The following is a 15,361-nucleotide window of genomic DNA, read 5'->3' as shown; positions in this document are numbered from 1 at the left end:
TGATCTCCGAACACATCACCCGCCGGACCGGAATGGTCACGCAGCGCTGTCGGCGACGCTCAGTACGCGCCGGAACCACGGAGGACGGCACCCACCGTCTTCCAGAGGATCATGAAGTCGAACGCCAGCGACCAGTTCTCCACGTACCGGACGTCGAGCCGGACGGCGTCGTCCCAGGAGAGATCGGAGCGACCGCTGACCTGCCACAGCCCGGTGATGCCGGGCTTCACGAGCAGTCGGCGGCGCATGTCGAAGCCGTACTGCTCGACCTCGCGGGTCACGTGCGGGCGCGGGCCGACCAGGCTCATGCTGCCGCCGAGGACGTTGAGCAGCTGAGGCAGCTCGTCGAGCGAGTAGCGGCGCATGACCGCGCCGACCCGGGTCACGCGCGGGTCGCGGCGCATCTTGAACTGGACCGCGTTGCCCTCGTTCTGCTCGTGCAGGTCCAGCTCGACCTTGTCCGCGTCGACGACCATGCTGCGGAACTTGAGGACCTGGAACGGCTGGCCGTCCCGGCCGATCCGCTCGTGCCGGAAGAAGACCGGGCCCCGACTGGTGGCCTTGACCAGGACCCCCAGGGTCAGCAGGAGCGGCAGCAGCAGGAGGACGCCGATGCCGGCCGCCGTGCGGTCGACGACGTCCTTGGCGATGCGGCGGACGCCGGTGAACTCCGGGCGCTCGACGTGCATGAGCGGGAGGCCGGCGACCGGGCGCACGTGCACGCGCGGGCCGGCGACCTCGGTGACCGCGGGGGCCAGCAGGAGCTCTGCCTCGGTGCCCTCGAGATCCCAGCCGAGCTTGCGCAGGTGCGCGCCGTCGAGCTCGGGCGAGGGCAGCACGGCCACGGTGTCCACCTCGTAGCGGCGGACGACGTCGACGACCTCGTCGAGGCTGCCGAGCACCGGCAGGCCGTCGAAGACGTCGCGGTCGCCGGCCGACAGCGGCAGGCAGCAGCCGATGACGCGGTAGCCGTGCCGGGCCTCGCGCTCCATCTGGGCGTTCAGTGCCGCGACGCCGTTCCGGTGGCCGACGAGGACCGTCGTCTGCACGTGCCGGCCCTGGGCACGCTGAGCGTGCAGCCGGAGGCGGAGGGACACCCGGCTGGCGAGAGTCAGCAGGGTCGCCAGCGGCAGGGCGACGACGACGAAGCTGCGCGCGACCTCGAGCTTGAACGCCCAGGAGACGGTGCCGACCGTGGCCAGCAGGAGCGCGGCGGCGGAGAAGACCCGTCGGAACTCCTCGGGGCCGACCCAGAGGAACCGCTGCTCGTAGGTGCGGGCCACGAGCATGGCGCCGAGCCACACCAGCGGCAGGGCGACGACGAGCGAGGTGCTGGCAACCGGCCCGATGAGCGGGCCGTCCTCGGGCACCAGCGACCCGACGACGCCGGCCAGCAGGGCGGCGACGGCGTCGAGGAGAACGAGGCGGCGGACGTAGGACTGGCGCCACGCGCGCCGCGCGGCGGTCCCTTCGCCACGCAGTCGGGGAGCGAGCCACAACCACCGGCGACCGACCGGCTGCAGATCGTGACGAAGCGGTCCGTCACCGACATCGAGCAGAGTCAAGGCACCAACCCCCGTGTCACACCGGCGCAGCAGCGCTCGGCGCGCTGGATTCCCCCGTGGATGCCAGGAACGTCGTCGTTCGACCGGCAGGGAAACCGTAACCGCGCCGTTCCCCTCACGGAAGCCCTCCGACGTCAATTGTGTGACACGCAACTGGTTGAACGCATGATCATCGTCACTGGCAGCATCCTGCCCGCGCCCACCGTGATGCCCCTGCCTCTGACGACCTGCTGGCACTACACCGATCACCGACTGGCACTGACGCGGGTCCCCGTTCAGGTGTGTGAGGCTGGGGCCGTGAGTGAGCGCGGCCGATGACCGGCCCCACCCGGTGGCTGCTGATGGCCGGTCACGTCCCGCCGACCCTGCGCGGCGGCGGCATCGTCCGCTACACGGTCGAGCTGGCGCGCGCCCTCGCCCGCCGCGACGACGTCGAGCTGCACCTGCTCGGCTCCCCTGCCGCGGCGGGGCCGCTGGCCGAGCTCGCAGGCGGGCGCGACCGCGTCCTCACCCACCCGGCGGTGCCCGACCCCCTGCTGCCGGTGTGGGAGCGCTACACGCTGGGCCGGCGGCTGGGGTCCCGTTTCGACGTCGTCCAGGGCGCCAAGCACCTCCTCCCCAGCGGCACGCGGGCGCGGACGGCGCTCACCGTCCACGACCTGCTGCTGTTCGACCGTCCCGACGACTTCCCGCTGCCCAAGCGGACGCTGCTCGGCCGCCCCTACGCGGCGTCGTTGCGACAGGCCGACACGCTGGTCTGCGTCAGCGCGGCCACCCGGGACCGGCTGCTGCGGTGGGATCCCCGGCTCGCGCCCCGTGCGGCGGTCGCTCCGCTGACGACCAGCCCCCAACTGCTGGCCAGCACGCCGGTCCCCGTCGAGGCGCTGGCGGGGCGACGGTTCGCGCTCGTCGTCGGTGACGCCTCGAAGCGCAAGAACGTCGCCGTCGTCGTCTCCGCGTGGGCGGAGGTCGTCCGCAAACGCCCCGACGCCGTGCTCGCGCTGGTCGGCCCGCCGGCTTGGGGCACGGAAGCCTACGGGCCCGACCACGCGCGGCTGCTCGCCGAGGGTTCGATCGTCCAGCTCACCGGCGTTGACGACGGCACCCTGCGCTGGTGCTACGAGCACTGTGCGGTGGTCCTGGCCCCGAGCCTGGCCGAGGGTTTCGGCCTGCCCGCCGTCGAGGCGCTGGACCTGGGTGCGCCGCTGGTGACCTCGCTCGACCCCGCCCTGGTCGAGGTGAGCGGGGACGACGCCGAGCATCTGCCCGCCGAGGACGTGCACGGGTGGGCCGGGGCGGCGCTGCGCCACCTGGACCGCCCGCGGCCGCAGGCGCCGGCGCGCCCGCGGCGCACCTGGGACGACGTGGCGGAGGAGACCGTGGCCGCGGTGCTGGGCGGCCGGGTCAGCGGGAGCTGAGGACCTTCTCCACGACGTCGGCCATGGCCCGGCGGAAGTGGGCCCGGGAGAACGACTCGGCGTGCCGGCGGATGCCGGCGGGGTCGTAGGCGGCCCCGTCGAAGGACGCCAGGGCGCGCGCCCAGACGTCGACCTCGTCCTCGGCGGGGGCGACCGGCACCAGTTCGCCGGTGCGTCCCGGGACGACGGAGTCCCGTGCTCCCCCGGCGTCGATGGCCAGCACGGGCGCGCCGCACGCCTGCGCCTCGACGGGGACGATCCCGAAGTCCTCGACGCCGGGCATCAGCAGGGCGCGGCAGCGGCGGAACAGGTCGCGCAGCCCGTCGTCGTCGACCCGGCCGACGAAGGTGGCGTCCGGGCCGGCCAGCGCCTCGACCTCCGCGCGGGCGCGGCCGTCGCCGGCGACGACCAGCCGGACGCCGGCCTCCTTGGCCGCCCGGACGGCGAGGTCGGGCCGCTTGTAGGGAACGAGCCGGCCGGCGAGGAGGAAGAAGTCCTCGCGCGGCACCTCTGGGTCGGGGCGGTAGTACTCGGTGTCCACCGGCGGGTGCACGACGACGGAGTCGCGACCCCACCAGTCGCGGATCCGGTCGGAGACGGCGCGCGAGTTTGCGACCAGCGTGTGCACGCGGGCGGCGGCGCGCAGGTCGACGGGCCGGTAGGCGGCGGAGAAGGCGGCCAGGCCCGCGGCACCCACCCGGCCGCCGGCCTCGTTGGCCCGCATGGCCGGGTCCCACACCCAGCGGGCGGGGCTGTGCACGTAGGCGACCACCGGCGCGGTCGTGGCCCGGACGACCTGGGTGGCGAAGGCGTGGTGGGAGGCGATGACGACGTCGGACGGCGGGACCGGGAGCCGGCCCATCGCGACCGGGAGCGCCGGCAGCAGGTGGGCGTAGGTGGTGCCGCGGAGCAGCCGGCTGAGGCGGGTGCTGCGGACCCGCGGCGCGACGTCCGCCGGCAGGACCCCGGGACGGGCGATCGGGGCGAGGATCGGCGCGGCCGGCCACTCATGGGCCAACTGCTCGACGACCATCTCCGAGCCGGCGTACTCGGTGAACCGCTCGTGCACGAGGGTCACGCGCGGGCGGCTGTCTCCTGGGGTGTCCGGCACCCGCACATGATGACGGTCGACGGCGGGGGTCGCTCACCTGCGGTTACCCTTCCGAGGCCCCCGTCAGGGGCTTCCCTCGCCTGACCAACACGACGGAGGACGAGTGCCCGGGCCGACGAGCTTCGATCATCGGGTCGCGGTGGTGCTGGCGTCCGCCGGCCGGCCGGAGCTGCTCGGCGAGGTCATTGCGGACCTCCAGCGCCAGACCGTGAAGGACTTCACCCTGGTCGTGTCCGTGCCCGACCAGGCCAGCCTCCCCCCGCAGCCGCTGCCCGAGGGGACGCTCGTGGTACACGACCGCGGCCTGGCCGCTCAGCGCAACGCCGGCTTGGCGGCCGTCCCCGAAGCCACGCACGTCTTCTGCTTCGACGACGACGCCGTGGTGCGCGAGGACTTCCTCGAGCAGGGCGTGGCCTTCTTCGACACCCACCCCGAGGTCGTCGCCCTGACCGGACGGGTACTGCTCGACGGCGCCACGGGGGACGCCATCACCCGTGAGGCCGCCGACGCCGCTCTCGCCGCATCCCGCGGTGAGCCGCTCACCGGCGAGTGGGAGCGGAGGCGGGAGCTCTACGGCTGCAACTTCGGCTTCCGGCCCGACGCCGTCGCCGGTGAGCGATTCGACCCCCGGCTGCCGCTCTACTCCTGGCTCGAGGACCACGACTTCGCCCGGCGCTGCATGCGCCACGGCACCGTGGCCCGCGTACACGACTGCGTGATCGTGCACCGCGGCGTGAAGTCCGGCGGCCGGACGGCGCACGGGCGGCTCGGCTACTCCCAGGTGATGAACCCCGCGTACCTGCACCACAAGGGCAGCTTCCCGCTGTGGCTGACCGTCTACGAGACGCTCCCCCGGGTCGGGAAGAACGCCGTCCGTGCCGTCCGCGGCCCCGAGGCGGACTGGCGACGGGAACGGCTGCGGGGCAACCTGCTCGCCGTCCGCGACGTCCTCCGCCGCCGCTTCATGCCAGAGCGAATTCTCGACCTGGACGTCTAAGCCACAGGGCCACTAGCCAACGTCGTTCGGAAACGCTGAGGCAGCAGCTTGGCGGCCAGGATGACCGCATCCTCGGCGAGGCGCTCTCTGCCCAGACCGCCGTGCTCCAGTGAACGGTAAGCACCGCTCCTGATTGCCGAGGCGAAAAGCCCGAGACGCCGCAACCGACCTCGGTCGTCGTCGTATAGCTTCGCCGAGTTCTCGAGGTAACTGGCCAGATCACGCCATCTCACCGCCGCAGTGGTGGCGAGCCCCGTGCCTGAGTGCCTCTCTAGGAGTTCGGCCCGATACGTCGCCACTTCCGCGAGGTCGAGACTCTGAGAGCGGCCGTTGACCAGTTTCGTCTCGATACGCTGCCTCATCGAGCGGCCGACCTCACCACCGTATAACTGGCCGCTGTGCTGGCGGTACTCCGCCAGCACCTCCTTGAGGACGACGGTGCGGCCGAAAGTCGTCGCCAGGAAGTAGACCCACCGGTCGTGCGACAAGGGCTTGTCCAACGAGTGGACGTCCATGCCTCGCTCGCTCGTGGGGAGTTGCTCGAGCAGAGAGGCACGGAACATCATCGTGAAGCCATAGAAGTTCCCCCACGGGCTGCCGACGAGAGGTTCGACCACATCGAACCCGGGCTCTGAGAGGCGTTCCGGAGGAACGACTTGGCCTTCGCCGTTGATGAATCGGACCCGGTGCGTCGACAGGACTGCACCTTCCTGGTTCAGCGCTTCAGAGCCAGCCTGCAGCTTCCTCGGCAACCAACGATCGTCCTGGTCGCTGAAGGCGATGATTTCGCCCTTGGCGCGCCCCGCGGCTCGAATAAAGTTGTCGGCGAACCCGAGTCGTTCGGTGTTCTGGTGCACACGGATGGGCACCGAGGTTGCCGCGGCCACCTTCTGCACGATGTCGAGCGTTGAATCCGTGGAGCCGTCATCGCTGACGAGGATTTCTGCCGGCCTGAGGGACTGCTCGAGGATGGTGTTCAACTGCTCCTCGACGTACCGCTCTCCGTTGTACGTGCCCATAACCACCGAGATGCTCGCCACTGCCCCGCCCATGGTCGTCGCTACCAACGTTGCTTCAGTCAGCTGATCCTCCCATCAGCCGTCCAACGCGTCAGCCGATGCTGTCGGTTGTATGCCCCGGAGAGGTGGGGCGATCAGGCGTCACCCGCGCTCCTCTGCATTGACGGGCACCTCATTCGACGAAGGAATCGATGTGCCGGTGCTGCGCCACCGACGTAGGCGACGGGGCACGAACCGGTGCACGAGCCGGAGAGCCTCTGCCTGCACCCTCCGGAGGTCAGCGCCTCTTACGGCAACGAAGTCGCCGACGGGGACACCCATGACCCGTGAGGCTGCGACGACCATAAAGGTCGTCAGGACGACGTTGTTGAGGATGCTCGTCCAACAGGCTCCGTAGACACCGAAAAGGGGCACGAGGACCACGAACGCAATCGTGTTGACCACCAAGGTGATCCCAAGCCCCAGGCTGCGGAGCCCGGGCCGTCCCCACGCAGCGACGCCTGACGCGGCAAGCAGACCAGGGATACACAGCACCGCCGAGAGAAGCAGCATCAACGTCGGGACTGTCGCTGCGGTGAATGCCTCACCGAACAGAGGCCCTAACCAGAACGGGAGCGTGGCCCCCAGAGCGGCGCAGCCCCCGAAACCGACCAGCAGGGTGGCCCGAGTTGTCGCGGTGAGTTGCCCGGCGTCAGTCGTCTTGCTGTTCACGCCGAAGAGTGCGTTCTGGATGGCGAGGGCAACGATCAACGGCACGTCAGAGATGGTGCTCGCGACGGTGTAGAGACCCAGATCCTCGACGCTCGACAGCGGCACCATGAAGATCTGGCCGATGCGCGCCAGCAGCATGCTGGCGATGGAACCCACCCAGACCTTGCTGCCGAAGGACGTCAACTCTCTGACGAAGTGGGTGCTCGAGACCCTCCCCGCAGCATCGGTGGGTCCGGGGAGAAGTAGGCGCCAGTACGCGGCACCTGCGATCACGGGAGTAAGCGCGCCAACGAGCAGGGCGGTGAGCACGGTCAAGTCGCCAAGCAGCCACAGCACGACGAGTCCACCGACCCGAGCCACGGTCGTGAGTAAACGCTCAGCCGCGACCGCTCCCCACATCTGCCGGCCCGTAGCCGCGCCCCTGAAGACCCCGACGACGAGCGCCGGAATGGTCAGCGCTGCGGCCAGGAGAATCAAGCGCCCGAGTTCCCGCGCGCCTGCCGACAAGAACGGCAGAGCACCCCACGTCACGAGGACGCACAAGATGCCCAGGACGCTCGTGATCAGGCTTCCCCACAGGAGTCCAGCTCGCGTCCGCCCCGGACGCTTGGCGAGGTGGTAGGTGAGGGCATCCGGCAGGCCCAGCGTGGCAACGGCCAGCATGAGCGCCGCGGGCGCCTGCGCGGCTGCCAACTCACCGCGGCCGGCTGTATCGAGGGCTCGCGCGAGGATCGGCGCAGTCAGCACACCGGCGGCGGGCACCAGGAAACTGGTCGCGGTCATCAGCACGAGTGCGCGGCGGAACGTCGGTGGTTCCCCCGTGGTGGTCGCCAAGCAGGTTCTCCACTCAGATCGCCTCGACCACAGTGCTGTCGGTGGCCGCCCCCGTCATCGGTCATGGCCAGGATGACAGAGGGTCCGAGGAGTGGTCCGGTCAGACCGGTCCCACTGCTGTTCATCCCCCGGATGGGGCTCCTCTCGTTCCGTCGGCCAGGTGCCTCCGGACCTCGTGGGTAGGGTGACGAGCCGTGCTGGCACGCCCGTCGACGTGATCGGGTATGAGTCGTTCGAGTGAGGACGGTGGAATGGCTCCCATCCGGGGCGACGACTCGACCCGAGACGTGATCGTTCTCGGCGCCGGCATCAGCGGCCTGGTGTCGGCCTCCGTGCTGCTCGACGAGGGAGCGCAGGACGTCGTGGTCCTGGACGAGTACGACCACGTCGGCGGCAACCACATCGATCGCTCGATCGGTGACTACACGTTCGACATCGGGAGCCTGATCTTCCAGGACGACTCCCCGCTGCTGACCCACTTCCCGGAGATCCTCGCGAGGTACGTCCCCATCGAGCCCAGCTGGGCCCGGCTGAACCCCCAGGGTGTGGTGACGCACTACCCGTTCTCCATCAGCGACGACGTCCTCGCGGCCGGACCGGTCGAGTGCCTGCGGATGGGGGCGTCAGCCGTGGCCGGCCGGCTCGGCAAGCGCCGTCAGCGGAACGTCCGGGACTTCACCGAACACCTCCTCGGCTCACGGTTCGTCGAACGCTCCGGCCTGGGCTACTACATGGAGCGCCTGTGCGGCCTCCCACCGGAGGACATCGACCTAGAGTTCGCCCACAACAGGCTGGCCTGGCTGGCCGAGCAGGCCAGTCCGGTCAACCTCGTCCGTCGGGTGGTGCGGTCGCGCACCGGCTCGCCCGAACCACCGAGCCACAACCGTCAGCTCGCCCGCCCACGCGAGGGGTACGGCTACCTCTATGAGCCGGCAGTCCGGAGGCTCGAGGACCGTGGTGTGGGCTTCCGGCTCGGCGTGGACCTGCGAGCCGTCCGTCGGGTCGGCGACGTGTTCGAGGTCGAGACGGATGGCGGCGTCCTGCGGACCCTGCGGCTGGTATCGACGATCCCCGTCGAGCGGGCCCTCGCTCTGTGCGGGTTGCAGCCGTCCGGTCTCGAGCCCCTGCCGACAGTGACCCTCGTCAGCCTCTTCTTCAGCTTCCAGGGAGACCGTGGCTTCGGGCCGACGATCCTCTACAACTTCTCCCGCGAGGGCGCTTGGAAACGGGTGACCGTCTACTCCGACTTCTACGGCGAAGCCGGCGGTCGGCAGTTCTTCACCGCCGAGGTGATCGGTGAGCGGGTGGGCGATTCCGTCGAGCGCGGGGAGCGGAACTTCTTGGACCACACACGTGCCAACGGCCTGTTCGCGGGCGACCTCAGGCTCGAGGGAGGTCACGTGCTGGAGAACGCCTATCCCATCTACACGCACGGCAGCGGCGACCGCGCCCGGGAAGGCGTGCGTGCCCTGCGGGCCTTCGGCCTGGAGTCGCTCGGGCGTCAGGGGGCCTTCCAGTACCAACCGACGGCGCGAGCATCGACACTCGAAGCTGAGGCCGCCTTGCGTCGCCATCTAGGGCAATGACGCCAAGCAACGAGTACGGACAGGGGTCTGCTCGGCGATGAAGATCATGCATGTCTTGAAGCACGCCGCTCGCGGCAACGGGCACGTGCATGTCGCCGTGGATTTGGCGTGCGCCCAGGCCGACGCGGGCCATCGAGTCACGTTCGCCAGCACCCGCGGCTCCTACAACGCGCTACTCGAATCCCACGGCGTGGAGGTCGTCGACGTTCCCGAGGCGACGAACGCCCGGTCCGCAGCGAGAGCTGCCCTGGCATTGATACGAATCGCTCGCAGCTTCCGGCCCCACATCATACACGCACACATGATGTCCTCGGCCGTCTTGGCGTTCCCTGTTGCGAAGGTGACCGGAGCCGCGCTGGTCACCACGATGCACAACTCCTTCGACCGGCACTCCGGGTTGATGCGTCTGGGGAGGGTCGTTGTCGCTGTGAGTGAAGCTGAGCGCCACCGGCTTCTGAGACGCGGCTATCCGACTCACAAGGTGAGGACCGTCCTCAACGGCTCCGTCTCGTCGCCTCGTGAGAGCCTGGACGATGAGCACGAGATCACCGAAGTGTCGGTCCCGTGCGTCATGACTCTGTCTGGCCTGCACCACCGCAAGGCGGTTGGGGATGCAGTGCGCGCCTTCGCGACTGCCTTGCCATTCGCGCCTGAGTGGCACCTGAACATCGTCGGATCAGGCCCGGACCGACCAGCCCTCGAGGCAATGGTCGACAAACTCCGCCTCCACGGTTCCGTGCACTTCTTGGGCCCGTCGCTGACACCATGGAGGTTGCTCGAGCAAGCGCAGATTTTCGTGTCTTCGTCGCTGGATGAGCCCTTTGGGTTGAGTCTCGCGGAAGCGCGCGCGGCGGGATGCGCCATTGTCGCGACGGCGGTAGGGGGGGTACCTGAGGTCCTAGACCACGGCCAGGCGGGTCAGTTGGTGCCGGTTGCTGACGTCGCGCGCATGGCGGAGGTTCTCAAGTCCCTCATGACGGACTCAGGCGCCTTGGCGCTATGGCAAGATCGAGCAGCGAAAGGTGCCGAGCGATTCTCGGTCGAACGCATGGCTCAGGACTACCAGGGCGTCTACGAGTCAGTGGCCCGTCGGGAGCGCCCGAACGCCCGTTAGCGCGCAACCGATTCACCTGCCCCAGCTTTGACCGAAGACCGACACCTGAACGTCGATGGATGTCGCTCTCAGGCGATCTGGCGCTGACCACCCACAACTGGGTTCTGCGCGACGGTCGATGGGGGTCGGACTTGTTGACTTCTGGCCGCCGCGTGCAGCGCCGCGTGCGCCAACACCCCGAGCGACAGCCACAGGATGCCGCCACTGTCGGACAGATCAGGTCCTGCCACCACCTTGCAGGCGAGGACAGCGGTTAGCGCCCATACGGCTGGCCGAACACTGAGAACGGACCAACTACGCCTCACGATGGACGCCACCGCGGCGATCAGGAGGAGGAGTCCGATCAGTCCTACAGTGCTCAGCAGCGTGGCCACGAACGAAGATCCACGGTTGGCTCCGAGACCAGCACCAAAGCCGTAAGTGTCAAGGAACACCCGATAGGACTCCGAATCCGAGTTCGATCGGTCGGCGTAAGACGAGGAGGCCACCTTGTCCGCCAGTTCCTGGCCCACCGTGTTCGCGAGTGTGGGCAGCACCCAAACAGCGGCGATGATGCCGCCACACAAGACACCTACGGACGTCCGGCTCAACTTGCTTTGCCGCAACAGGACTGTTGCCACGGCGACGACCATGGCGACTGCGGCGAGCGCGAGCCCGGCCACCAGGAAGGTCGTCGACGTGGAGACAGAACCCAGATACATGGCCACACCGGCCACGGTAAAGAGGGCAAACCTGTGCAATCCACCCACACTTCGCATCCGTGACAGACAATAGGCGATCGTGACGAGACACGAACTGGCCAGTCCCGACGGCTCCGAGAAGATCCCTCGAACCCGTGGTGCTCCCCCTGGCAGCGTCTCGATGATGGTGAAGGACGGCGAATTGTCAAAAAATCCTTCGGGGAAGGGCACCCCCGCGATGTTGTGCAGGTGACTCCACAAACACAGAAGTGTCGTCGTGCAAGCGGCCAGGCCAACGACCTGCGGTCCCGCCCATCGAGAGCGCGCCAGGTAGGCGACCACGCTCACGCTGAGCACCAGGTACACGATCTGGGCGATGTTCGACTTGGTCAGTACACCAGCCGCCAGGTACTCGTCCTGGCCGGCTGGTCCCTCGACCTCCAGCCCGCTGAACAGCAGTGGTGCGACCAGGGTGACGAGCACACCGACCACCACGAGCAGTACCAATGCGCGACTCCCCGGAACAGGGAGCCGCGCACCGTCCTCGGGCGTGCGCGTGTCCCGCAGGACCCGTAGCACCACGCCGACGACTGCACCGATCGCGACCGCGTAGAAGGTCGGGACGGCGACGGCGCCGACGACCACGGCAGCGCCAGTGGGCGTCGCCGCGCCCAGCGCCAGAGCCCGCCCGTAACCGCGCCGGTTGAGGACTCCGTACACGACGACGGCGACCGTGACGATGGTCAGGCCGGTCACTCCGCCTCCTCCTGCGCTGTCACGGGCGCCGCCAGCGGAGCTGCATCAACGACCGGACCAACCGCCCTGGGGCGACCAGGACGGCGAGGCACCAGGCGGCGACGACCAGACGCGCGACTGCACGCTCGGGGCCGGGGTGCAGCGGGGACCGCAGGACGTCGGCCAGCAACCGCAGGTGGCCGTCACCGCGCAACGGGCGCTCGCCCGGCGTCAGGCGGGCCGCCGCCACCCGGAACTGCAACAGCTCGCGGCTCCGGCGCAGTGGCCGCTCGTCGATCTCGGCGTCGGAGACCCCGCGGGACCGCTGGGCGAAGCGCCACCGGTCCCGTGCCCGCTCCACCTCGCGGGCCGGCCGGTCGTCGTCGGCGAGCACGTCGCTGTCGTTGCTGCCGTGCTTGCGATAGGCGACCGCCACGTCGGGCACGGTGACGACGTCACCGTGGAACGGCGCCGCGGCGAGGGGGCCGGAATCAGCGGCGCGCCCGGTGGTCGGATCGAGCGGGAAGATCCGATCCAGGAACCACCGGGCGTAGGCGTTCCCCGATCCCGGAGGAGTGGGGTACGCCGACGTGCGTTCGGCCCAGCGCCGGATCTGGGCGGGCGTGGGCACCGGCCGCCACTCGGGGAAGGGCCGCCCGAAGGGGACACCGCTCGCGTCGATCCGCTGCATCCGGAACTGCGCCTTGCTGACCAAGGGACCCCAGACGCGCACGAGCCGTTCCGGCAGCTCCGGGGGGAGGACGTCGTCCGCGTCGAGGAACACCACGACGTCACCGGTGGACGCGGCGAACCCCCGGTTGGCGGCGACCCGCTGACCACCGTTGGGGCCGGCGAGGAGGGTGACGCGATCCGCGTAGCGCTGCAGCACCTCGGCCGAGTCGTCGGTGGAGCCGTCGTCCACGACGACCACCTCGACGTCGTCCCAGCGGAGAGCCAGAGCGCTCTCCACGGCCGTGGCGACGTAGTCCGCGTAGTTGTAGTTGGTGACGACCACGCTGAGCCGCTTCACGGCCGAGTCGTCGGGACGGCTCGATCTCTCGGCACGGGTCCCTCCCTCTCGGCACGTGCGACGACCGCATCCCAGGGCCGTCTGGCCTGGACCCGCAGCGTAGGCCCGAAGCGGGAGCGGGGACGCGCTGACGTCGCATTCGGCCTCCCGTGGTGACCCGGAGGGGTGTGCTCCCCCCGGTGACCGGGCCGCCTCGGTGGGCAGACCAGGCATGATCGGCGTCGACCGCCTGAACGGGCCGGTGGGTGAGCGACCGTCCGACGGGGGACGACGATGCTGAGCAAGGTGCGGCGCCTCGGCCGACGCATGCGCCGTCCCGGCTCCTCCCGGCTCTTCCGGTGCCTCGTCGTGGCCGACGTGGACCTCGACGCCGAGACGGCGACCCCCCGCCCGGTGTCGACGCCGTTCGCCGAACCGCCCGAGGGCGTGCACGCCTTCGTCTGGCTGCACGGCATCCCCGTGGCGGAGGTGACGCTGGCCGGTGACCCGGAGACGCTCCTCGAGGAGCTGCCCTGGCTAGCCCGAGCGGCGGCGGCAGAGGCGGTGGAGGACCACCTCGCACAGCACGCGCCCGGCAGTGGGCGGCCGCCCGACGAGCGCGCTCCGTGCACGGCGGAGGACGACCGGTGGCGGGCGACCGCGGACGGAGCGCTCCTCACGGTCGTCGTCTGCACCCGCGACCGGCCCGACGACCTGGAGCTGTGCCTGACGGCCCTGGACGGCATGACGGTCGACGTCGCCGAGGTGCTGGTGGTCGACAACGCCTCCACGACCGACCACACCCGCGAGGTCGTGGCGTCCCATCCCCGGGCCCGGTACGTGCGGGAGCCGCGGCGTGGCCTCGACTGGGCCCGCAACCGGGGCCTCATCGAGACCCGGACGCCCCTGGTCGCCTACGTGGACGACGACGTGCTGGTCCACCCGCGATACGCCGAGGCGCTGCTCATGGCCTTCGCCGCCCACCCGGACGCGGGCGCGATCACCGGCCTCGTCACCCCGGCGGAGCTCTCCACTCCCGCGCAGGTCCAGTTCGAGGCGGCCGGCGGCTTCGGCCGCGGCTACCGGCAGCGACGTCTGCAGGCGGAGTCGACCGACCCGCGGGACACCGCGCGGGTCGTCTTCCACATCGGTGCGATCGGCACCGGCGCCAGCATGGCGTTCCGCCGGGGGCGCATCCTCGCCGTCGGCGGCTTCGATCCGGCACTCGACGTCGGGACCCCCACCCACGGTGGCGGTGACCTCGAGGCGCTGTGCCGGCTGCTGACCGCCGGGGACCTACTGGTCTACGAGCCGGCCGCCGTGGTCCGCCACCGGCACCGGCGGACGATGGCCGAGCTCAGAGCCCAGCGACGCAGCGACGGGACCGGGAGCGCGAGCCTGCTGGTGGGTGGAGGGCGGAAGCTCGGGCCTGCGCACCACCGTCAGTGGAAGCTCATCGCCGCCCGGTGGTTCGCCAAGAACACCTCCTGGACGCTGGCCGGCAGCCTGCTCTGGCCGCGCGCTCGCCCCATGTCCCTGACGCTCGCCACCGCAGGCGGCTGGATCGCCGCCCTCACCCGCGGCTACTACCGTCAGGCGGTCGCCCAGGCCCGCCGGGAGGCGGCAGCGCACCCGGACGAACCCGTTCTCCACCCACTGTGACGCCCGCTCAGACCTGCGGATGGACCAACGGCGGCGCCGTCGGTTCCTCGGGGTGCGCGGCCGCCTGCTCGGCCGCCTGAGCGAGCGCGGCTCGATACAGGCTCCCGGTGGCGGCCCGGGCCGCTCCACGAGCCTCGGCCCAGGTGAGTCCCGGAGGCCACAGCTCCGGGTACAGCAGGGTGCGCGCGAGGTTGCGGCCGTGGTGCGTCACCGCCCAACGGAGGGCCTGCCGCCGCAATCCGGCGTACACCCGGCGTCCGTACCGCCGGCCCGCCCCCAGCCACCAGCTGTAGGAGCCGGTCCCGTCACCGCGACGCTGGCGGTGGAGGGCGGCCATCGTGGTGCGGTGCCTGTGCAGGACGACGGCCGACGGCTCGTACACGAGCGTGTGCCCGGCCGCGACGACACGGAAGAACATCTCGAGGTCCCCGGCGCCGCCGGTCGGCGTGCCCACGTCGAGCGCTGGATCGAAGCCACCGAGCGCGAGCGCCGGCTCGCGCAGGACGGCCATGTCCGCTCCGGTACCGGCATCCCCCATGGCCCCGGCCTGCCGGGCGGGGGGGGGGGGGGGGGGGGGGGGGGGGGGGGGGGGGGGGGGGGGGCGGGGGGGGGCGCGCGGGCGGGGGGGGCGCGGGGGCGGCGGGGGGCGGGAGGTCGCGGTGCGGGGGGGGGCGGGGCGGGGGGGGGGCGTGCCGGGGGTCGCGGTGCGGGTGGTCGGCGTGGCGGTGGTCGCGGTGCCGGTGGTCGGCGTGCCGGTGGTCGGCGTGCCGGTGGTCGGCGTGCCGGTGGTCGGCGTGCCGGTCGTCGGCGTGGCGGTGGTCGGGGTGCCGGTCGTCGGGGTCGACGCGTCCGTGGCCGGCGTGCCCGTACCGGGCGAGGCCGGCGTACCGGTGGCCGGCGTCCCGGCATCCGCGCCCGGC

General features: G+C 70.8%; 13 protein-coding genes. 6 read left to right on the top strand and 7 right to left on the bottom strand.

Translation table 11 applies throughout. The annotated features are described in order from the left end of the window. Positions 1–59: 59 nt before the first annotated feature. Positions 60–1,499 carry a sugar transferase gene (locus tag ACI8AB_RS20070; RefSeq protein ID WP_456951565.1) on the bottom strand — a complete coding sequence of 480 codons (1,440 nt, stop codon included), beginning with the start codon at positions 1,497–1,499 and terminating at the stop codon, positions 60–62. Positions 1,500–1,879: 380 nt separating this feature from the next. Here ACI8AB_RS20070 and ACI8AB_RS20065 point away from each other — a divergent pair, with 380 nt between their 5' ends. Then, the gene (locus ACI8AB_RS20065; RefSeq protein ID WP_456951564.1) at positions 1,880–2,983 is read left to right on the top strand and encodes a glycosyltransferase family 4 protein; all 1,104 of its coding nucleotides are present in this window, start codon (positions 1,880–1,882) and stop codon (positions 2,981–2,983) included. On the opposite strand, the gene ACI8AB_RS20060 is transcribed toward ACI8AB_RS20065, so the two are convergent. Then, positions 2,970–4,061, bottom strand: a complete 1,092-nt coding sequence (locus tag ACI8AB_RS20060) for a glycosyltransferase (RefSeq protein WP_456951563.1) — start codon at positions 4,059–4,061, stop codon at positions 2,970–2,972. The two genes, ACI8AB_RS20065 and ACI8AB_RS20060, sit on opposite strands and share 14 nt — an antisense overlap. A 172-nt stretch (positions 4,062–4,233) precedes the next feature. On the opposite strand from ACI8AB_RS20060, the gene ACI8AB_RS20055 reads away from it, so the two are divergent. Continuing rightward, positions 4,234–5,091 carry a glycosyltransferase family 2 protein gene (locus tag ACI8AB_RS20055; protein ID WP_456951562.1) on the top strand — a complete coding sequence of 286 codons (858 nt, stop codon included), beginning with the start codon at positions 4,234–4,236 and terminating at the stop codon, positions 5,089–5,091. Here ACI8AB_RS20055 and ACI8AB_RS20050 read toward each other — a convergent pair. Both ACI8AB_RS20050 and ACI8AB_RS20045 read right to left on the bottom strand, forming a co-directional pair. After that, positions 5,088–6,131 (bottom strand): glycosyltransferase, encoded by a 1,044-nt coding sequence (locus ACI8AB_RS20050; protein ID WP_456951561.1) that lies wholly within the window; start codon positions 6,129–6,131, stop codon positions 5,088–5,090. The genes ACI8AB_RS20055 and ACI8AB_RS20050 overlap by 4 nt on opposite strands. Before the next feature lie 120 nt (positions 6,132–6,251). Continuing rightward, positions 6,252–7,655 (bottom strand): oligosaccharide flippase family protein, encoded by a 1,404-nt coding sequence (locus tag ACI8AB_RS20045; protein ID WP_456951560.1) that lies wholly within the window; start codon positions 7,653–7,655, stop codon positions 6,252–6,254. Between the two features lie 251 nt (positions 7,656–7,906). On the opposite strand from ACI8AB_RS20045, the gene ACI8AB_RS20040 reads away from it, so the two are divergent. Together ACI8AB_RS20040 and ACI8AB_RS20035 are read left to right on the top strand one after the other, a co-directional pair. Further along, entirely contained in the window at positions 7,907–9,241 is a 1,335-nt protein-coding gene (locus ACI8AB_RS20040; RefSeq protein WP_456951559.1) for an NAD(P)-binding protein, read from the top strand. Positions 9,242–9,278: 37 nt separating this feature from the next. Then, the gene (locus ACI8AB_RS20035) at positions 9,279–10,355 is read left to right on the top strand and encodes a glycosyltransferase family 4 protein (protein ID WP_456951558.1); all 1,077 of its coding nucleotides are present in this window, start codon (positions 9,279–9,281) and stop codon (positions 10,353–10,355) included. 68 nt (positions 10,356–10,423) lie between these two features. Here the strand turns inward: ACI8AB_RS20035 and ACI8AB_RS20030 are convergent, their stop codons facing one another. Together ACI8AB_RS20030 and ACI8AB_RS20025 are read right to left on the bottom strand one after the other, a co-directional pair. Continuing rightward, positions 10,424–11,791: a hypothetical protein gene (locus tag ACI8AB_RS20030; protein WP_456951557.1), complete on the bottom strand. Its 1,368-nt coding sequence runs from the start codon at positions 11,789–11,791 to the stop codon at positions 10,424–10,426. Between the two features lie 19 nt (positions 11,792–11,810). After that, complete coding sequence (locus ACI8AB_RS20025; RefSeq protein ID WP_456951556.1) at positions 11,811–12,800, bottom strand: glycosyltransferase family 2 protein; 990 nt, start codon at positions 12,798–12,800, stop codon at positions 11,811–11,813. Positions 12,801–13,073: 273 nt separating this feature from the next. Here ACI8AB_RS20025 and ACI8AB_RS20020 point away from each other — a divergent pair, with 273 nt between their 5' ends. Beyond that, a complete protein-coding gene (locus ACI8AB_RS20020) occupies positions 13,074–14,441 on the top strand; it encodes a glycosyltransferase family 2 protein (protein ID WP_456951555.1) in 1,368 nt (455 codons plus the stop codon). Positions 14,442–14,448: 7 nt separating this feature from the next. Here ACI8AB_RS20020 and ACI8AB_RS20015 read toward each other — a convergent pair whose 3' ends face one another. Next, the gene (locus tag ACI8AB_RS20015) at positions 14,449–14,952 is read right to left on the bottom strand and encodes a hypothetical protein (RefSeq protein WP_456951554.1); all 504 of its coding nucleotides are present in this window, start codon (positions 14,950–14,952) and stop codon (positions 14,449–14,451) included. Between the two features lie 178 nt (positions 14,953–15,130). Here ACI8AB_RS20015 and ACI8AB_RS20010 point away from each other — a divergent pair. Next, positions 15,131–15,361: hypothetical protein (locus ACI8AB_RS20010; RefSeq protein WP_456951553.1), on the top strand; the 231-nt coding region annotated here is incomplete at its 3' end.

This window comes from Geodermatophilus sp. SYSU D00698 (genome assembly GCF_054050335.1).
This window is presented reverse-complemented; position numbering and strand designations above follow the sequence as displayed.